Source organism: Aequorivita sp. CRS11 (assembly GCF_059693805.1).
This window is the reverse complement of record NZ_JCATIG010000002.1, coordinates 537,198-555,769: the sequence shown is the minus strand read 5'-3', so window position 1 is coordinate 555,769 and position 18,572 is coordinate 537,198. Positions and strand designations below refer to the sequence as shown.

Genomic DNA, 18,572 nt, shown 5'->3' with positions numbered 1-18,572 from the left:
TGTGGTTGCTTTTTATATGTACTTCGGTTAAAAAAAACCTTAACGCCAAATGAAATTTACAGCTGCCCAAATAGCAGGAATCCTTAACGGAACCGTTGATGGCGATGAAGGTATAGAAGTTTCAAAACTTGCAAAAATTGAAGAGGGAAGCAAAGGCAGCTTGACCTTTTTGGCTAACCCAAAATACACACATTATATATATTCCACACAGGCTTCAATAACCATCGTCAATGATGATTTTGTAGCCTCTCAAGATCTATCAACAACGCTTATTCGGGTAGAGAATGCTTATAAGGCATTTTCGCAGTTGTTAGAATATTACAACCAAGTAAAAATGAATAAGACCGGAATTGAAAACCCGGTTTTTATTTCAGAAACCGCCAAATATGGTGAGAATTTATATTTGGGAGCTTTTTCATACATAGGCGAAAATGTAAAGATTGGTGATAATGTGAAGATTTATCCGAATGTGTATATTGGCGATAATGTAAAAGTTGGCGACAATTCCGTGCTTTTTACAGGCGCTAAGCTCTATTCCGAGACAGTAGTGGGGGAATCGTGTGTTATAAACAGTGGGGTTGTAATTGGTGCAGATGGTTTTGGTTTTACTCCTAATGAAAAAGGTGAATACAATAAAGTTCCACAAACGGGGAATGTTATTTTAGAAGATAATGTAGATGTTGGCCCTGGAACAACTATAGACAGGGCGACTTTGGGTTCAACCCTCATCAAAAAAGGGGTAAAATTAGACAATCAAATTCAAATTGCGCACAACGTAATTATTGGAGAAAATACTGTTATTGCCGCCCAAACAGGTATAGCGGGTTCTACCAAAATAGGGAAAAACTGCATCATAGGTGGGCAAGTAGGTATTGCTGGACATATTACCATTGGCGATAATGTAAAAATACAGGCCCAAAGCGGAATAGGAAGAAATGTGAAGGACAACGAAACCTTACAGGGCTCTCCCGCGTTTAGTTATGGTGATTTTAATAAAAGTTATGTATATTTTAAAAACCTTCCCAAAATTATGGAAAGGTTCAATATAGTTGAAAAAAAACTCGATAATGAATGAAAGTGTTGTAAAACAGCGCACCATTGGTAAGGAAATTTCACTTACCGGAGTGGGTTTGCATACAGGTAAAGAAGTTACGATAACTTTTAAACCTGCACCTGAAAATCACGGATATACATTCGTGAGGATTGATTTGGAGGGCCACCCTGTCATTGAAGCAGATGCCAACTATGTGGTAAATACCCAACGTGGTACAAACCTTGAAAAAAAGGGTGTTAAAATACAAACTTCTGAACACGTGCTAGCTGCATTAGTAGGGCTTGAGGTTGATAATTGCATTATGGAACTTAATGCTTCCGAACCTCCAATTATGGATGGATCAGCCAAATTTTTTGTTGAAGCAATAGAAAAAGCAGGAGTAGTAGAGCAAGATGCCCCGAGAGAAGAATATGTAGTAAAAGAAGTAATCTCATTCTTAGACGAAGAGACCGGAAGTGAAATAATAGTAATGCCTGCTGATGAATACCAAGTAACCACCATGGTCGATTTTGGAACAAAAGTTTTGGGCACTCAGAATGCTTCTCTTAAAAATATTTCTGACTTTAAAAATGAAATTGCAAATGCTAGAACCTTCAGCTTTTTACACGAAATTGAAATGTTGCTGGAACATGGTTTAATAAAAGGGGGCGATCTAAACAATGCAATAGTTTATGTTGATAAAGAACTTTCCCCGAGCACAATGGAAAAGCTACGAACAGCTTTTGGAAAAGATACTATTTCTGTAAAACCAAACGGAATTTTAGATAATCTTACCCTGCATTATCCCAATGAAGCTGCCAGACATAAACTTTTGGATGTAATAGGAGATCTAGCTCTAATTGGCACTCGCATACGCGGAAAAGTGATCGCCAACAAGCCAGGCCATCACGTTAACACCCAGTTTGCTAAAAAACTTTCTAAAATTATAAAGCTGGAAGCTAGAAACAATATTCCAAAATTTGACATTAACCAACCTCCAGTAAAGGATGTCAACCAAATAATGGCCATGCTTCCGCATAGACCGCCATTTTTGTTGGTTGATAAGATTATGGAAATGACAGACACTAGTGTTGTAGGCCTTAAAAATGTAACAATGAACGAGCCGTTCTTTGTTGGCCATTTCCCTGGTGCACCTGTAATGCCTGGAGTTTTGATAGTTGAGGCAATGGCACAAACAGGCGGTATATTGGCATTGAGCACTGTTCCAGATCCTGAAAATTATCTTACCTTTTTTATGAAAATAAACAATGTTAAGTTTAAGCAACAGGTTAATCCTGGCGATACCTTAATTTTTGTGTTGGAACTAATCTCTCCTATTCGCCGCGGGATTGTTCATATGCAAGGAAATGCATATGCCAATGGCAAATTAGTAACAGAGGCCGAACTGATGGCCCAAATGGTAAAAACAAAAAATCTATAGATGAACCAACCACTTGCATACGTCCATCCGGGCGCAAAAATAGCCAAAAATGTAGTGATTGAACCTTTTACGACCATTCACAATAATGTCGTGATCGGTGAAGGAACTTGGATTGGCAGCAATGTGACCATTATGGAGGGCGCGCGCATTGGGAAAAACTGTAATATATTTCCTGGGGCTGTAATCTCTGCAATACCACAGGATTTAAAATTTAAGGATGAAGATACTACTGTAGAAATAGGCGATGGCACAACCATCCGTGAATATGTTACCATAAATCGCGGTACAGTGGATCGTGGCAAAACTGTAGTGGGAAAAAACTGTTGGATTATGGCCTATTGCCACATTGCGCACGATTGCATTGTAGGTGATAACTGCATTTTTTCAAACAATAGTACTCTTGCTGGGCACGTGACTGTTGGTGACCATGTAGTTTTAGCCGGGATGACTGCAGTCCATCAGTTCTGTATGATCGGAAACCACGCTTTTGTAACTGGAGGTTCACTTGTACGTAAAGATGTTCCGCCATTTGTAAAAGCAGCTCGTGAACCACTTAGTTATGTGGGTATTAATTCTATTGGTTTAAGAAGAAGAGGATTCAATTCCCAAAAAATCACTGAAATTCAAAATATTTACAGACTTCTTTATCAAAAAAACTATAACACTTCACAAGCTTCCGAAATTATAGAAGCCGAAATGGAGGCCACTCCGGAAAGGGACGAAATACTTCAGTTCATAAAAAATTCCAAACGCGGAATAATGAAAGGCTATTTTAATTCAAACTAAACGTAATCAATAAAACATTAAACCACACACCTAGTAATGGCAACATCATCAGATATTAGAAAAGGACTTTGCATCCGCTATAACAACGATATTTATAAAATAATTGAATTTCTTCACGTAAAACCTGGAAAGGGACCTGCTTTTGTTCGTACAAAACTAAAAAGCGTTACCACTGGAAAAGTAATTGACAATACTTTTTCCGCAGGGCATAAAATAGAGGACGTTCGCGTTGAAACCCATAAATTTCAATATCTATACAACGAAGGTGATATGTATCATTTTATGAATACTGACGATTATTCGCAGATTCGCTTGATGAAGGATATACTCGATACACCTGAATTGATGAAAGAAGGTGAAATTGTTACAGTTTTAATAAATACTGAAGATAGCGCACCGCTTTCAGTTGAAATGCCAGCTCATGTAGTTTTGGAGGTTACTTCAACCGAACCTGGCGTTAAAGGTAATACAGCCACAAACGCTACCAAACCTGCAATTGTTGAAACTGGTGCTGAAATTAATGTTCCTCTTTTCATAAACGAAGGTGATAAAATTAGAATTGATACTGAAAAAGGTCAGTATCAGGAACGAATGAAAGAGTAAACTGGAATGTAATATTCAATCATTACAACAATTCAATAATCTATTAATCCGAAAAAGTGAAATTCCCAACTCCCCAAACTCTTGAAAATATAGCTGTCATAATCGGTTCAGATTATGTGGGGGAACCAAATTTTCCAGTTTTTGGGATGAATGAAATTCATGTTGTTCAACCGGGAGATATTGTATTTGTTGACCATCCAAAGTATTACGACAAAGCGCTGGAATCACAGGCAACGGTAATTCTTATCAATAAAAAAGTAGAATGTCCTGTTGGGAAAGCGTTGTTGGTTTCCGATGATCCGTTTAGCGATTTCAATAAGCTTACACATTATTTTAAACCTTTCCGAAATGCTAACAGTGCAATTTCAGAATCCGCTGAAATAGGTGAGGGCACAGTAATTCAACCCAATGTTTTTGTTGGAAATAATGTGAAAATTGGTCGAAATTGTCTAATTCATTCCAACGTAGCTATTTACGACAATACAGTTATTGGTAACAATGTAACTATCCATGCAGGTAGCGTTATAGGAAGCGATGCATTTTATTACAAAAACCGCCCTGAAAAATTCGATAAACTTTTAAGTGGCGGCAACGTAATAATTGAAGACAATGTTGACCTTGGTGCGCTTTGTACTATTGACAAAGGAGTAACTGCCTCAACGACTATTGGAGAGGGCTCAAAACTTGACAATCAAGTTCACGTTGGGCACGATACGGTTATCGGTAAACGTTGTTTGATTGCCTCCCAGGTTGGTATAGCGGGTTGTGTTTTGATTGAGGATTTTGTTACCATTTGGGGGCAGGTGGGTATCACGAGTGGAATTACTATTGGTGAGAAGGCAGTAATTTCAGCACAGAGTGGCGTGAGTAAGTCACTGCCCGGCCATAAGGCGTATTTTGGAACTCCTGCAGATGAATTCAGAAAAAAATATAAGGAATTAGCTTCCATTAAGCTTATTCCAGACATTATTGAAAAATTGGACAAATTATCATGAGCAAAAAAGCAAAACAGATTGTAAGGGATTTTTACAGATCAGATATTTTAAGAGACGATACAGTTTTGGAGCGTTTTTTCCACCCTGAACTGGTGCTTATATGGAACAGTGCCAACGGATTATCTATCATGAACTATGAGGATATTGTAAATTTCTTTGGTGAAGTAAGACGATCTTATAATGATTTAAGAATTGAGGTGAGCCATTTGCTGGCTGATGACAACCACGTAACAATTCGTTATAAATATTATATCAGAACCATGGAAAATCCTGATGAAGAGTTGGGAATTGCACATTTCATTGCAATATGGGAAGTGAAGGACGATAAGTTATATCGTGGTTACCAAGTGAGCCAACCGGTTACGGATAAAGATGATACTAACGAAAGCTACCACAGAGTTAAGGTGTAATATCTTTTAAAAGCCATCCCAAAAGCTGTATCTTTGCGGCAATTCTGAAAAACCTACTTCAGATTTCACTTCAATAATAAATAGAAATAATTAATAGAAAATAATTAGCAATGAGCGTTTTAGTAAATAAAAATTCAAAAATAATAGTTCAAGGTTTCACCGGTAGCGAAGGTACATTCCACGCCGAACAAATGATTGAGTACGGAACCAATGTAGTAGGAGGGGTAACGCCCGGGAAAGGTGGTCAAGAACATTTGGGTAAGCCAGTTTTCAACACAGTTTCTGAAGCAGTTGAAAAAACTGGCGCCGATACAACTATTATTTTTGTACCACCAGCATTTGCTGCAGACGCCATTATGGAAGCTGCAGACGCTGGTATTAAGGTAATTATCACCATTACCGAAGGAATTCCAGTAAAAGATATGATTACTGCATCAAACTATATAAAAGACAGAGATTGTCGTCTTATTGGTCCTAACTGCCCAGGTGTTATTACTCCGGGAGAAGCGAAAGTGGGTATTATGCCTGGTTTCGTTTTCAAAACAGGAAAAGTGGGTATCGTTTCAAAATCTGGAACACTTACCTATGAAGCTGCAGACCAAGTAGTAAAACAAGGCCTTGGCATTACAACGGCCATCGGAATTGGTGGAGATCCAATCATTGGTACAACTACTAAAGAAGCTTTGGAATTGCTCATCAATGATCCTGAAAGTGAAGCTGTAGTAATGATCGGGGAAATTGGAGGTCAACTTGAAATAGATGCTGCAAATTGGTACAAAAACAGCGGTATAAAAAAGCCTATTATTGGCTTTATTGCTGGTGAAACTGCGCCTGCAGGACGTACTATGGGTCACGCTGGAGCAATCGTTGGAGGAAGCGATGATACGGCTCAGGCAAAGAAAAAAGTAATGCGCGAGTGTGGCATCCACGTTGTGGATTCCCCAGCGGAAATTGGAAAGAAAGTAAAAGAAGTTTTAGGCTAACAAGCTATTCTCGACCTGCAAGGTTTTAAGAACCTTGTAGGTCTGAATCATTAAGTAGCTCTGTGAAATTCGCAGGGCTTTTTTTATGGAGAACCCGCAACCTTTTGCTATATTTGACCATAAGATAGAACCTGCAAGGTTTTCCAAACCTTGTAGGTTTTTTACCAACCATCAAAACACCTTTTAAAAATATGAAATTACTGGAAGGAAAAACAGCAATCATTACCGGCGGTAGCCGTGGAATAGGAAAAGGAATCGTTGAAGCCTTCGCCCAGCACGGCGCCAATGTAGCCTTCACCTATAGCTCTTCGGCTGAAGCGGCAAATGCTTTGGCAGACGAAATTTCAAAATCTGGTGTAAAGGCAAAGGCATACAAAAGCGATGCAGCTTCCTATGACGAATCGCAAAACCTGGCCGAAGAGGTTTTGAATGATTTCGGAAGCATTGATATTCTTGTAAATAATGCAGGAATTACCAAAGACAACCTTTTGATGCGTATTTCCGAAGAAGATTTTGATAAGGTAATTGAAGTGAACCTGAAATCGGTCTTCAACATGACCAAAGCTGTACAGCGCGCTATGTTGAAACAACGCAAAGGTTCCATCATCAATATGAGTTCCGTTGTTGGTGTAAAAGGAAATGCCGGACAGACCAATTACGCTGCCTCGAAAGCGGGAATCATTGGTTTTACAAAATCGGTTGCACTGGAATTAGGTTCGCGAGATATTCGCTGTAACGCTATCGCTCCGGGTTTCATAGAAACCGAAATGACCGGAAAATTGGACGAAGCCACAGTACAGGGTTGGCGCGATGCCATTCCGTTAAAGCGTGGCGGCTCTCCTGAGGATATTGCAAATGCCTGTGTTTTCTTTGCCAGCGATCTTTCTGCATACGTTACTGGGCAAGTGCTGAACGTGGATGGAGGTATGTTGACTTAATTGAATTTTCCGCACAGAATGCTTAAAATCTTCAAATTAGAATTTATGAAGAAATCAGTTTTATTAACGGCTCTCTGGCTATTGGGTATAAGTTCAGTTTTTGCTCAAAATCAGCAGACATATTCTGAATTAGTCAATGAAGCTTGGGGTTTGTATGAAAGTAAAAATTTTCAAGAATCAGCAGAAAAATATTCTGAAGCATTTAAGTCAAAAGGGGATAAAGGAGCAATTAATGATAGATATAATGCTGCTTGTTCATGGGCCTTGGCAAAAGAAATTGATTCATCATTTGTTCAGTTATTTCGAATTTCTGAAAAAGGAAATTACACGAATTATTCTCATATTACTACTGACTCCGATTTGTCAATTCTACATTCCGATAAGCGCTGGAACGAGGTTATAAATCTTGTGAAAGTTAATAAAGAAAAGGCAGAAGCAAATTTTGATAAACCGCTCGTTGCAATCTTAGATAGTGTATATAAATACGATCAGGGCTTGCGTATGCAAGCCAATACGGTTTATGATAAATACGGGCGCGACTCTCAAGAAACGAAAGATCTTTGGAAATCGATTGCGGAAAATGATTCTTTAAACCTAATTATTGTTAAAAAAATATTAGATGAACGCGGTTGGTTGGGAGCAGATATTATTGGAAATCAAGGTAACACCACATTGTTTTTAGTTATTCAACATGCTGACTTAAAAACCCAAGAAAAATATTTGCCAATGATGCGCGAAGCAGTTAAAAAGGGAAACGCAAGACCTAGCGCTTTGGCTTTATTGGAAGATCGGGTAGCCCTTGGACAAGGAAAACGACAATTATATGGGAGCCAAATTGGTTTGGATAGAGAATCCGGTGTATATTATGTTTTACCTTTGGAAGACCCTGAAAATGTGGATAAAAGAAGAGCTGCTATGGAATTGGGAGATTTACAGGATTATGTTTCAAATTGGAATATTGTGTGGGATGTAGAAAAATATATTAAAGAACTTCCCGATATTGAAGCCAAACAAAAAAAGTGATTGAAATTACCTTCTCAACTTAAATTGAAATTTATAAAATTTAGTGACCACAGAAACAATTCTTTATATAATCATCGCCGGAGTAGTATCCATTGCTCTGGCGGTTTTTATGTATGGATATAAGTCAAAACAAACGGGTTCCCTTCGTTGGATTTTTGGAATACTCCGCTTTATAACTTTGTTTTCCATTCTACTTTTAATCATAAATCCAAAATTTAAAAGTGAAACCTATACCATTGAAAAGCCGAAACTTCCCGTACTTATTGACAATTCAGCTTCAGTCGAGGAGTTGAACCAAAGGGAAAATGTTTCGTCTTTACTTCAAAAATTAAAAGAAAACAGCGAATTAAACGACAAATTCGACGTTTCCTATTATTCCTTCGGAAGTGATTTCCGTGAATATGATTCACTTTCTTTTGATGAAAAAAATACGAATGTTTCCAAAGCGCTTGCTTCAGCAAACGAGCTTTTCAAAAACCAATCCGCACCAACAATCCTTATTACTGACGGAAACCAAACCCTTGGGAATGATTATGAATTTTCTTCCGCAACTTTTAAAAATACTATTTATCCTGTAATTCTGGGTGATTCCATAAAATATACGGATATAAAAATCGAACAGTTAAACACCAATAGATACGCATTCTTAAAAAACCAGTTTCCGGTTGAAGTTATTTTGAATTACAGCGGCACAAATCCCGTGAATTCTGAATTTGTCGTTACGCAAGGCGCTGCAACGCTCTATAGAACAAACGTTTCCTTTTCGGAAAATGAAACTTCAAAAACGCTCAATTTCACGTTAAATGCTTCCAGCGTTGGGCTTCAAAAATACACAGCGCAAATACTTCCACTTGTGGATGAAAAGAACAAAACCAACAACAGCAAGCAGTTCGCCGTTGAAGTGATTGACCAGGCCACCAACGTTTTAGTGGTCAGTAAAATAACTCATCCCGATTTAGGTTCGCTTAAAAAAGCAATTACTACCAATGAACAACGCACCATTTCATTTAAAAAACCTGCAGAAGCTGCTTCATTTTTAAATGATTATCAATTGATAATCCTTTATCAGCCCGATAGAAGTTTTGCCGCAATATTTTCTGAAATGGAGAAATTGAACAAGAATAGTTGGGTAATCTCTGGCCTGCACACGGATTGGTATTTCCTTAATGGGGCGCAGGATAATTTCAATAAAGAAGCCTCCAATCAAAGTGATGACGTGCAAGTTGAACTAAACAGTAATTACGGAACCTTCGCTGTTGAAGATATTGGTTTCAACAATTTTCCACCATTGCACACAGAGTTTGGTGCATTGACAATAACGGTTCCAAACGAAGTAATGCTTGAACAAACAGTTAGCGGAATTTCCAATGGAAACCCTTTGCTCGCCACAATGGAAATAAACGGCAAACGAGACGCAATATGGGACGGAGAAGGTTTTTGGCGATGGCGTGCACGCAGTTTTCTGGAAACGGAAAGCTTCCAAAGTTTTGATGATTTTATAGGAAAACTTGTTCAATATTTAGCTTCAAACAAACGGCGAAGCAGAATGGAAGTGTTTTCGGAAACGTTTTATTACAATAACAATCCAATTAAGATTTCTGCCCAGTATTTCGACAAAAATTATGTTTTCGATAATCGTGCATCGCTGAATATAACGGTAAAAAATACGGAAACCGAAAAGCAAACCGTTTTTCCAATGCTTCTGCGGAACAATTATTACGAAGTAGATTTAAACAGTCTTCCCGCTGGGGAATATAATTATACTGTTTCGGTTTCAAACGAAGCAGTTTCCAGCAGTGGCAATTTCACGATTTTGGATTTTAACGTAGAGCAACAATTCCTGAATGCCGATGTGTACAAACTTCGTCGGATAGCCCAAAATTCTAACGGAAAAGCCTATTATGTAAACCAAACGGAAGCGTTAATTGAAAATTTACTTACCAATGATAACTTCCAAAACATTGAAAGAAGCGAACAAAAAGTAGTACCTTTGATCGATTGGAAATATCTTCTCGCACTTATCGTTCTCGCACTCGCAGCAGAATGGTTTATAAGAAAATATAACGGACTCATCTAAAAATTAACCCATATAAAAATATACAATGGAAAAATTACCCAAACTCACAATACCCGTCATCGTAGGAATTGTTTTGCTGATAATTTTAGTATCAAAATCTTCGGTTACTATTGACTCCGGTCACGCAGGTGTGCTATATCAAACTTTTGGAAACGGTGTGGTTACCGATGAACCGCCGCTTGGCGAAGGTTTTCATATTATTGCGCCTTGGAATAGGGTTTTCGTTTATGAAGTACGCCAACAAGAACTTAGTGAAAAAATGCAGGTACTATCCAGCAACGGACTTGAAATTAAATTGGATGCCTCTGCTTGGTATCAACCCATTTACAGTGATGTTGCCAAGTTACACCAAGAAAAAGGAGAAGATTACTTGCAACGTGTTATTCAGCCAGCCATAAGAAGTGCGGCAAGAAGTGTTGTAGGTCGTTATACGCCCGAACAATTGTACTCTACCAAGCGAGATGCAATTCAAGAAGAAATTTTTGAGGAAACCAAAAAAATTCTTGACAAACAATACGTACAATTAAATGAAATTTTGGTGCGCGATGTAACCCTACCGCCAACAATTAAAGATGCGATTGAAAGAAAACTGAAGCAGGAACAAGAATCTTTGGAATATGAATTTAGACTCGTAACAGCAGATAAAGAAGCTCAAAAAGTTAGAATTGAAGCCCAAGGAAAAGCGGATGCAAATGCTATTTTAAGTGCTTCATTAACAGATAAAATCCTTCAGGATAAAGGAATTGACGCAACTCTTGAACTTGCAAAATCACCTAATGCTAAAGTTGTAGTAGTTGGTTCTGGCGACAGTGGTTTGCCTTTGATTTTAGGGAATAATTGATGTAATTTTTAGTAGCAAATGTAATATTGCAACAGAAAGTAAATCTCGAGGAATATATTCTATTGGTAAAACAATGCTTGGTCTTCAATATTTAAGTATTGAAGTTTTAGCAATTACAAATCCACTCTTGTTCTCCAAGAGGTAAGTACCACTGACATCCAAGTTCTTCACAACTTTCTTTCGCATCTTCTTCCTCACAACTTGTAACAAAAACTGAAACAAACAATAATAAGATAAATAATATTTTAGTTTTCATATTCGATAAATTTTTAGTCTAAAATGACATGTTTCAGTGCAATAGTAAGATTATTGTGCAATTTTGAATATTACGAATGTTTCAAACTATAGAACAAATGTTTCCAGTACCAGTTACGAATCGGTTTTTTGAAAAGATTTAATAATCACCAAGCCGCAAATCACGGCCACTGCAGTTAAACCAAAAGCCAAAAGAATGTTGCTATAAATAAAGTTCCCAATAGCAAATAAAGAACAATAAACTCCAACTACACCTGCAAAGAACCCGAGGATTTTCATTCCAAACCCTTTGAATTTTGATTCATCTCCAAAAATAAGGCTGTTAAAACTGTTTAATGTTTCTGCATTTGAAGGTTTGGTTAAATAGGTTACAAGAACCCATCCAATCGTTGTTATGGCTACACTTAATACCAATTGCCAATGCCCGGCCATTTCAACAATTGGAGTGTCCATTTTTCCGTTTACAAAGAAAAAAGCTGCAATTACAAAAGAAATAACCATTGCGGCCATTTCACTATACGGGTTTATTCTGCTCCAGAACCAGCGTAGAATAAAGAGTAAACCTGTTCCAGCGCCAATGGAAAGCAATAGATTGAAACCATCCCGGGCTTCTTCCAATACAAGTGCCAGCAAACCTGCCAAAATCATCATTACCACCGTGGAAGTTCTTCCAATTGCTACTTGTTCTTTCCCGGTTGCTTCTTTCCGAAGAAATCGCACGTAAAAATCGTTCACCACATAAGAACTTCCCCAGTTTAAATGAGTTGAAATAGTACTCATAAATGCCGCGATAAGCGATGTGATTACAATTCCCAAAAGTCCAGCCGGCAAAAATGTAAGCATGGCGGGATAGGAAAGATCATTTTTTACGAATGCCGGATTTAAATTTGGAAAAGCTGCCTGCAAACTCTCCAGATTTGGATAAACAATTATAGATGCCAACCCAATAATAATCCACGGCCATGGACGAAGCGCATAATGAGCAAAGTTGAAAAATAAAGTGGCCCACGTGGCGTGTTTCTCGTTTTTGGCAGCAAGCATCCGTTGTGCAATATAACCGCCCCCCCCGGGCTCTGCGCCGGGATACCAAACGCTCCACCACTGTACGGCAAGCGGAACGATAAGCAGCGGAATTAATAATTCAGGTTTTGAAAAATCTGGCAGCATCGCGGTTTTGGCTGTAACGGTAGGGGTAGAAAGCAGGTTTTCAATTCCACCAATTTCAGGCATATTTACTATAAAAATAGTTGCCCAAATACTGCCCACCATGGCAATTATAAATTGTACGAAATCTGTAAGTAAAACACCTTTTAAACCTCCAAACGCCGAATAAATTACCACAACGGGCGAAGCAATCAATAAAACTTCATACGAAGACAGGCCAAACATTACATGCCCAATTTTAATTGCTGCCAAACAAACATTCGCCATAATGACGATATTAAAGAACACACCCAGATAAATTGCTCTAAAACCTCTTAAAAATGCGGCGCTTTTTCCGCTGTAGCGCAATTCATAAAACTCCAAATCTGTTGTTATTCCGCTTCTTCGCCATAATTTGGCATAGAAAAAAACGGTAAGCATTCCCGTTAGCAGAAAACTCCACCAAATCCAGTTTCCGAACACTCCGTCTTCCCGAATAACGCCAGCAACAAAATTGGGTGTATCGGCGGCAAACGTAGTTGCAACCATACTTACACCAAGCAGCCACCACGGCATATTTCTATTGGATAAGAAAAAAGATTTGGAGTCTTTTCCAGATTTTTTGGCCACAAGCAGCCCAATTGCGATAAAAACAATAAAAAATGAAACTATAATTATCCAGTCAAGTGTCTCTAAATGCATAAATAGGAATGGTTTTCGGCTGTTTAAAATTGCTTGGGTGAAAGTAAATAAATTGTACCGAAATATAATAAAGCGTTAAAATTTTATATTCACAGTTTAATAAACAATCTTTTTATTTAGATTTGCCATCACAATTATGAACAATTCATTTTTACATCATCACCATATTTCTCTCCACGCGCTCGCGAGGTGATATGGCTATTGTGTAAACCCAACAATATTCAAAACCCGTTTGAGCAATCAAACGGGTTTTTTTATTCCTAAAACTGAACAGAATTTTATGAAAAAACTAAAAATAGCGGTACAAAAATCAGGGCGACTTCACGATGAATCCCTTGCATTGCTAAAGGATTGTGGTATTTATATAGACAACGGCTGCGACCAATTAAAAACATCTGCAAGCAGTTTTCCTTTGGAAATCTATTACCTGCGCAACGGCGATATTCCGCAGTATTTAAAAGATGGCGTGGTGGATTGTGCAATTATTGGCGAAAATCTATTGATTGAAAAAGGCGAAGGAATTTCAATTGCCGACAGATTAGGGTTTTCAAAATGCAGGGTTTCCCTCGCGGTTCCGAAGGCATTTAAATACACCTCAATTGCCGATTTAAATGGGAAGCGAATTGCCACCAGTTATCCCGAAACTACCCGTAATTATTTGGCGGAAGTGGGGGTAGAGGCAGAGCTTCACATTATTAATGGCAGTGTGGAAATAGCACCAAACATTGGTCTGGCAGATGCCATTTGCGATATTGTGAGTAGCGGCAGCACGCTTTTTAAAAACAATTTAAAGGAAGTTGAAGTCATTTTAAAAAGTGAAGCCGTGCTCGCGGTCTCCCCAAATATTTCAGAAAACGCAAATAAAGTTCTGGATAAAATTCGCTTTAGAATACAGTCAGTCCTGCAAGGCCGCGATTCGCGCTATGTGCTATTAAATGCGCCGAATGATAAGATTGATGAAATCATCAAAATTTTGCCCGGAATGAAAAGTCCAACCTTGTTGCCACTGGCAGAAGAAGGCTGGAGCAGCATTCATTCCGTAGTGAATCGCGATGTTTTTTGGGAAGTAATTGAAGAACTGAAACAGGCCGGCGCCGAAGGAATATTAGTTTGCCCTATTGAAAAAATGATCTTGTAAGATGAAAAAAATATACAATCCAAAACCCGAAAGCTGGAGCGAACTTTTAAAACGCCCCACCCAAACCATCGCCGATGTGGAAACTACGGTAAACCAAATATTTTCAGAAATAAAATTGAAAGGTGATACTGCCGTAAAAAAATACACTCAACTTTTTGATGGAATTTCTATTGAAAGTCTATTGGTTTCAAAAAACGAAATTGAAACTGCGGAAAAGGAAACCTCTGAAGAATTGAAAAACGCCATCAATCTTGCAAAAGCAAACATCGAAAAATTCCACAGCGCACAAAAAACGGAACGCATTACTGTAGAAACTACCGAAGGCGTGGTTTGTTGGCAGGAAATAAGACCCATTCAAAAAGTGGGGCTTTACATTCCTGGAGGCACAGCTCCGCTGTTTTCTACTGTATTAATGCTTGCTATTCCGGCAAATATTGCGGGTTGCAAAGAAATTATTTTATGTACGCCGCCCGATAAAAACGTCAATATTAATCCGGCTATTTTATATACTGCAAATCTTTGTGGGGTAACCAAAATTTTTAAAATTGGCGGTATTCAAGCCATTGGCGCAATGACTTTTGGCACCGAAAGCGTTCCTTCGGTTTATAAAATTTTCGGCCCTGGAAACCAGTTTGTAACCGTTGCAAAACAAATCGCCACCAAACACGGCGTGGCAATAGATATGCCCGCGGGACCTTCGGAATTACTGGTGTTTGCCGATGACACAGCGAATGCTTCATTTGTAGCATCAGATTTATTGTCGCAAGCCGAACACGGGGCGGATAGCCAAGTTGTTTTGGTTACAACTTCGGAAAAGCTTTTGAATTCAGTGGAAAAGGAGGTTGAAGAACAACTTCAACAGTTGCCACGAAAAGCTATTGCAGAGAAAGCTATTGCAAATTCACAATTGATTTTGATCGAAAGCAATTCGGAAGCTATCAATCTTATCAATGAATACGCCCCGGAACACTTTATTGTGGTTTCAAAGGAAGAAGATTTTTTTATTGAAAGTATTCAAAATGCCGGGTCTGTTTTTATAGGCAATTTCACCCCCGAAAGCGCCGGTGATTATGCTTCTGGCACCAATCACACTTTACCGACCAACGGGTATGCAAAGCAATATAGCGGCGTAAATCTGGACAGTTTTATGAAAAGTATGACTTTTCAGAAAATCTCAGAAAAAGGAATTCAAAACATTGGCAATGCCATAGAAACAATGGCGGAAGCGGAAGGCCTGCAAGCGCACAAAAACGCTGTGACATTACGCTTAAAAAGTTTAGAAAAATTGTCCGGTCGAGCCCAGTCGAGACCTTAACTTGTACAAATATGACGAACAAAATAGATATACAATCTCTCATCCGCCCAAACGTAGCCAAAATGAAGCCATACAGCTCGGCCCGCGATGAATTCAAAAATTTCGATAGCGAAATGATTTTTCTCGATGCCAATGAAAATCCGTTTGAGACTAACGTAAATCGCTATCCCGATCCGCAACAACGGCAACTTAAGGGCATACTTTCAAAACAAAAAAGTATCGCCACCAATCAAATTCTTTTGGGAAATGGCAGCGATGAAGTACTCGACCTGATTTTTAGAGCATTCTGTGAACCCGCCAATGACAACATAATTACCTTGCCGCCAACTTACGGTATGTACAGTGTTTTGGCAGATTTGAACGATATTGAAAATAGGGAAGTTTTTCTCGATGCAGATTTTCAGCCCGATTTGGACGAAATTTCGAGAACTGCAGATATGCGTACCAAACTTCTATTTATCTGCTCTCCCAACAATCCCACGGGAAATTTAATTGCTGCGGAAAAAATAGAGTGGCTTCTCAAAAATTATAATGGTTTGGTAGTGGTCGATGAAGCTTACATAGATTTCGCAAACGCGGAAAGTTGGATTTATAAACTGGATGAATTTCCAAATTTAATAATTACCCAAACCCTTTCAAAAGCATACGGATTGGCGGGAATCCGTTTGGGATTATGCTTTGCTTCCGCGGAAATAATTTCGGTTTTAAACAAAATAAAACCACCGTATAACATTAATGAACTTACACAGCAAAGCGCTATCGAACAACTTCGAAATACAGGAAAGATAAAAAATGACTTGTCTTCGTTGAAAGAAGAAAAGGAGTCATTACTTAAAGCCTTGGTTCAAGTTAATTTTATTGAGAGAACTTTTCCTACCGATGCCAATTTCATCCTTATAAAAGTGGACGATGCTGAAAAACGCTATTCACAATTGTTGGAAAACGGCATCGTAGTCCGCAACAGAAGTTCACAGCCGCTTTGCGAAAATTCACTGCGCATAACCATTGGCACCAATTCTGAAAACACAAAACTAATAAACACTCTAAAAACTTTAAAATAATGAAGAAACGCGTACTGTTTATAGACCGCGACGGCACCATCATAAAAGAAACCGTGGATGAGCAAATTGACGGGTTTGATAAAATGATTTTTTACCCGAAAGTTTTCACCTATCTAGGAAAAATAGCGAAGGAACTCAATTTTGAATTGGTAATGATTACCAACCAGGACGGTTTGGGAACTGACTCTTTCCCCGAAGAAACTTTTTGGCCCGTGCATAATTTTATATTGAAAGCGTTTGAAAACGAAGGTGTTACTTTCAATGAAGTTTTAATTGATCGCACGTTTCCATACGAAAATGCTGACACGCGCAAACCGGAGATAGGATTACTTAAAAAGTATTTTTCCGAAGAATATGACCTTAAAAATTCATTTGTAATCGGCGATAGGTTAACGGATATCGAGCTTGCCAAAAACTTGGGTTCCAAAGGAATTTATATTAACGACAACACGAATTTGGGTACTGCTGAAATTTCTTTGAATGCCGAAGAACTTCAGCAATACATTGCTTTGGAAACCAAAGACTGGCAACAGATTTATGAGTTTTTAAAACTGAAACAACGCGTTTCGGAAATCCAACGAAAAACCAATGAGACCGATATTTCCATTAAACTGAATTTGGATGGCACGGGTAAGAGCACTATAAACACTGGCGTTGCTTTTTTTGACCATATGTTGGATCAATTGGCGCGCCACGGGCAAATGGATTTGGAAATCACCGTAAAAGGCGATTTGGAAGTTGACGAACACCACACTATTGAGGACACCGCCATTGCCTTGGGTGAAGTTTTCAACCAAGCCCTCGGCGATAAATTGGGGATGGAGCGTTACGGCTTCTGTTTGCCAATGGACGACTGTTTGGCGCAGGTTGCCATTGACTTCGGCGGTAGGAATTGGCTGGTTTGGAATGCAGATTTTAAACGTGAAATGATTGGAAAAATGCCAACCGAAATGTTTCAGCATTTCTTTAAAAGCTTTACCGATGGCGCCAAGGCAAACCTCAATATTAAAGCCGAAGGCACTAACGAACACCACAAGATTGAAGCTATATTCAAAGCTTTTGCAAAAGCCATAAAAATGGCGGTGAAACGCGATGCCGAGAAAATGATTTTACCATCAACAAAAGGCTTGCTATAAAAGCCCCCTAACCCCCGGAGGGGGAACTATTATGAATGCAGAAACAAACAAAAAATTAAAAGTCTCTCCCCCATTGGGCGCTGGGAGCCTGGTAATTATTAATTATGGCGCGGGCAACATCCAAAGCATCAAATTTGCTTTGAAAAGATTGGGTGTAGAAGCAATTTTGAGTAATGATGAAGCTGAAATCCGCCAAGCAGATAAAGTGATTTTTCCGGGAGTGGGCGAGGCGAGTAGCGCGATGCAAAAACTGAAAACTTCAGGTTTGGACCAAGTAATTCCCACATTAAAACAACCCGTTTTGGGCATCTGTTTAGGAATGCAGTTGTTATGTAATTCTTCGGAAGAAGGAAATACGAAAGGCTTGGGGATTTTTGACGTTGAAGTGAAACGTTTTTCAAATGAAGTGAAAGTGCCACAAATAGGGTGGAATCAAATTTCAAATTTAAAATCCGGCTTGTTTGAAGGTATTTCAGAAAACGAATTTATGTATTTGGTGCATAGCTATTATGCGCCTTTATGTAAAGAAACTATTGCAACTTCCGAATACGGAATTCAGTATTCATCGGCAATACAAAAGGATAATTTTTATGGCGTTCAGTTTCACCCTGAGAAAAGCAGTACAGCCGGAGCACAAATTTTAAAGAATTTTTTAAACTTATAAACGAGATTCCCGCCTTCGCGGGAAATAT

18 protein-coding genes are annotated in these 18,572 nt (G+C 38.6%); 16 read left to right on the top strand and 2 right to left on the bottom strand.

The genetic code is table 11. The features are described 5' to 3' along the window. The first annotated feature begins 49 nt into the window (after nucleotides 1–49). The 11 genes from lpxD to AC58DT_RS05685 all read left to right on the top strand — a co-directional run bounded on the left by lpxD (nucleotide 50) and on the right by AC58DT_RS05685 (nucleotide 11,130). The gene (gene lpxD, locus AC58DT_RS05735; protein ID WP_497215879.1) at nucleotides 50–1,075 is read left to right on the top strand and encodes a UDP-3-O-(3-hydroxymyristoyl)glucosamine N-acyltransferase; all 1,026 of its coding nucleotides are present in this window, start codon (nucleotides 50–52) and stop codon (nucleotides 1,073–1,075) included. Further along, on the top strand, nucleotides 1,068–2,474 hold the full coding sequence (locus AC58DT_RS05730; protein ID WP_497215878.1) for a bifunctional UDP-3-O-[3-hydroxymyristoyl] N-acetylglucosamine deacetylase/3-hydroxyacyl-ACP dehydratase: 1,407 nt from the start codon (nucleotides 1,068–1,070) through the stop codon (nucleotides 2,472–2,474). The genes lpxD and AC58DT_RS05730 overlap by 8 nt, the downstream gene beginning before the upstream one ends. After that, the gene (gene lpxA, locus AC58DT_RS05725; RefSeq protein ID WP_497215877.1) at nucleotides 2,475–3,260 is read left to right on the top strand and encodes an acyl-ACP--UDP-N-acetylglucosamine O-acyltransferase; all 786 of its coding nucleotides are present in this window, start codon (nucleotides 2,475–2,477) and stop codon (nucleotides 3,258–3,260) included. A gap of 36 nt (nucleotides 3,261–3,296) precedes the next feature. Next, nucleotides 3,297–3,863 carry an elongation factor P gene (efp, locus tag AC58DT_RS05720; RefSeq protein ID WP_045081644.1) on the top strand — a complete coding sequence of 189 codons (567 nt, stop codon included), beginning with the start codon at nucleotides 3,297–3,299 and terminating at the stop codon, nucleotides 3,861–3,863. A 56-nt stretch (nucleotides 3,864–3,919) separates the two neighbouring features. Continuing rightward, on the top strand, nucleotides 3,920–4,858 hold the full coding sequence (locus AC58DT_RS05715) for a UDP-3-O-(3-hydroxymyristoyl)glucosamine N-acyltransferase (protein ID WP_497215876.1): 939 nt from the start codon (nucleotides 3,920–3,922) through the stop codon (nucleotides 4,856–4,858). Beyond that, nucleotides 4,855–5,268: a nuclear transport factor 2 family protein gene (locus AC58DT_RS05710; RefSeq protein WP_497215875.1), complete on the top strand. Its 414-nt coding sequence runs from the start codon at nucleotides 4,855–4,857 to the stop codon at nucleotides 5,266–5,268. Before AC58DT_RS05715 ends, AC58DT_RS05710 begins: the two co-directional genes overlap by 4 nt. A gap of 110 nt (nucleotides 5,269–5,378) precedes the next feature. Further along, nucleotides 5,379–6,251, top strand: coding sequence for a succinate--CoA ligase subunit alpha (gene sucD, locus AC58DT_RS05705; protein WP_497215874.1), 873 nt, complete (start codon nucleotides 5,379–5,381; stop codon nucleotides 6,249–6,251). Nucleotides 6,252–6,442: 191 nt separating this feature from the next. After that, nucleotides 6,443–7,189, top strand: a complete 747-nt coding sequence (fabG, locus tag AC58DT_RS05700; protein WP_497215873.1) for a 3-oxoacyl-[acyl-carrier-protein] reductase — start codon at nucleotides 6,443–6,445, stop codon at nucleotides 7,187–7,189. 45 nt (nucleotides 7,190–7,234) lie between these two features. After that, the gene (locus AC58DT_RS05695; protein WP_497215872.1) at nucleotides 7,235–8,212 is read left to right on the top strand and encodes a DUF6624 domain-containing protein; all 978 of its coding nucleotides are present in this window, start codon (nucleotides 7,235–7,237) and stop codon (nucleotides 8,210–8,212) included. Nucleotides 8,213–8,255: 43 nt separating this feature from the next. Continuing rightward, complete coding sequence (locus AC58DT_RS05690) at nucleotides 8,256–10,289, top strand: vWA domain-containing protein (protein ID WP_497215871.1); 2,034 nt, start codon at nucleotides 8,256–8,258, stop codon at nucleotides 10,287–10,289. A 25-nt stretch (nucleotides 10,290–10,314) separates the two neighbouring features. Then, on the top strand, nucleotides 10,315–11,130 hold the full coding sequence (locus AC58DT_RS05685) for a prohibitin family protein (RefSeq protein ID WP_497215870.1): 816 nt from the start codon (nucleotides 10,315–10,317) through the stop codon (nucleotides 11,128–11,130). A gap of 106 nt (nucleotides 11,131–11,236) precedes the next feature. Here the strand turns inward: AC58DT_RS05685 and AC58DT_RS05680 are convergent, their stop codons facing one another. Next, entirely contained in the window at nucleotides 11,237–11,386 is a 150-nt protein-coding gene (locus AC58DT_RS05680; RefSeq protein ID WP_497215869.1) for a hypothetical protein, read from the bottom strand. A gap of 113 nt (nucleotides 11,387–11,499) precedes the next feature. Next, nucleotides 11,500–13,230 carry a sodium:solute symporter family protein gene (locus AC58DT_RS05675; RefSeq protein ID WP_497215867.1) on the bottom strand — a complete coding sequence of 577 codons (1,731 nt, stop codon included), beginning with the start codon at nucleotides 13,228–13,230 and terminating at the stop codon, nucleotides 11,500–11,502. Nucleotides 13,231–13,510: 280 nt separating this feature from the next. Here AC58DT_RS05675 and hisG point away from each other — a divergent pair, with 280 nt between their 5' ends. From hisG to hisH, 5 genes are read left to right on the top strand one after another with little or no spacing between them, the layout of a single operon-like run. Beyond that, the gene (gene hisG, locus AC58DT_RS05670; RefSeq protein ID WP_497215865.1) at nucleotides 13,511–14,368 is read left to right on the top strand and encodes an ATP phosphoribosyltransferase; all 858 of its coding nucleotides are present in this window, start codon (nucleotides 13,511–13,513) and stop codon (nucleotides 14,366–14,368) included. Nucleotide 14,369: 1 nt separating this feature from the next. Further along, complete coding sequence (hisD, locus tag AC58DT_RS05665; RefSeq protein ID WP_497215864.1) at nucleotides 14,370–15,683, top strand: histidinol dehydrogenase; 1,314 nt, start codon at nucleotides 14,370–14,372, stop codon at nucleotides 15,681–15,683. Between the two features lie 11 nt (nucleotides 15,684–15,694). Next, nucleotides 15,695–16,744 (top strand): histidinol-phosphate transaminase, encoded by a 1,050-nt coding sequence (hisC, locus tag AC58DT_RS05660; RefSeq protein WP_497215863.1) that lies wholly within the window; start codon nucleotides 15,695–15,697, stop codon nucleotides 16,742–16,744. Continuing rightward, the gene (gene hisB / locus AC58DT_RS05655) at nucleotides 16,744–17,880 is read left to right on the top strand and encodes a bifunctional histidinol-phosphatase/imidazoleglycerol-phosphate dehydratase HisB (protein ID WP_497215862.1); all 1,137 of its coding nucleotides are present in this window, start codon (nucleotides 16,744–16,746) and stop codon (nucleotides 17,878–17,880) included. The genes hisC and hisB overlap by 1 nt, the downstream gene beginning before the upstream one ends. 31 nt (nucleotides 17,881–17,911) lie before the next feature. Then, on the top strand, nucleotides 17,912–18,544 hold the full coding sequence (gene hisH / locus AC58DT_RS05650) for an imidazole glycerol phosphate synthase subunit HisH (RefSeq protein WP_497215861.1): 633 nt from the start codon (nucleotides 17,912–17,914) through the stop codon (nucleotides 18,542–18,544). The last annotated feature ends 28 nt before the right edge of the window (nucleotides 18,545–18,572 follow it).

What these genes read in the sequence shown, in the direction of transcription:
- hisB (WP_497215862.1), top strand. Translation starts at nt 16,744, where the DNA reads ATGAAGAAACGCGTACTGTTTATAGACCGCGACGGCACCATCATAAAA.
- sucD (WP_497215874.1), top strand. Translation starts at nt 5,379, where the DNA reads ATGAGCGTTTTAGTAAATAAAAATTCAAAAATAATAGTTCAAGGTTTC.
- AC58DT_RS05730 (WP_497215878.1), top strand. Translation starts at nt 1,068, where the DNA reads ATGAATGAAAGTGTTGTAAAACAGCGCACCATTGGTAAGGAAATTTCA.
- AC58DT_RS05685 (WP_497215870.1), top strand. Translation starts at nt 10,315, where the DNA reads ATGGAAAAATTACCCAAACTCACAATACCCGTCATCGTAGGAATTGTT.
- AC58DT_RS05675 (WP_497215867.1), bottom strand. Translation starts at nt 13,230, where the DNA reads ATGCATTTAGAGACACTTGACTGGATAATTATAGTTTCATTTTTTATT.
- efp (WP_045081644.1), top strand. Translation starts at nt 3,297, where the DNA reads ATGGCAACATCATCAGATATTAGAAAAGGACTTTGCATCCGCTATAAC.
- hisG (WP_497215865.1), top strand. Translation starts at nt 13,511, where the DNA reads ATGAAAAAACTAAAAATAGCGGTACAAAAATCAGGGCGACTTCACGAT.
- hisD (WP_497215864.1), top strand. Translation starts at nt 14,370, where the DNA reads ATGAAAAAAATATACAATCCAAAACCCGAAAGCTGGAGCGAACTTTTA.
- fabG (WP_497215873.1), top strand. Translation starts at nt 6,443, where the DNA reads ATGAAATTACTGGAAGGAAAAACAGCAATCATTACCGGCGGTAGCCGT.
- hisC (WP_497215863.1), top strand. Translation starts at nt 15,695, where the DNA reads ATGACGAACAAAATAGATATACAATCTCTCATCCGCCCAAACGTAGCC.
- hisH (WP_497215861.1), top strand. Translation starts at nt 17,912, where the DNA reads ATGAATGCAGAAACAAACAAAAAATTAAAAGTCTCTCCCCCATTGGGC.
- AC58DT_RS05710 (WP_497215875.1), top strand. Translation starts at nt 4,855, where the DNA reads ATGAGCAAAAAAGCAAAACAGATTGTAAGGGATTTTTACAGATCAGAT.
- AC58DT_RS05680 (WP_497215869.1), bottom strand. Translation starts at nt 11,386, where the DNA reads ATGAAAACTAAAATATTATTTATCTTATTATTGTTTGTTTCAGTTTTT.
- AC58DT_RS05695 (WP_497215872.1), top strand. Translation starts at nt 7,235, where the DNA reads ATGAAGAAATCAGTTTTATTAACGGCTCTCTGGCTATTGGGTATAAGT.
- lpxA (WP_497215877.1), top strand. Translation starts at nt 2,475, where the DNA reads ATGAACCAACCACTTGCATACGTCCATCCGGGCGCAAAAATAGCCAAA.
- lpxD (WP_497215879.1), top strand. Translation starts at nt 50, where the DNA reads ATGAAATTTACAGCTGCCCAAATAGCAGGAATCCTTAACGGAACCGTT.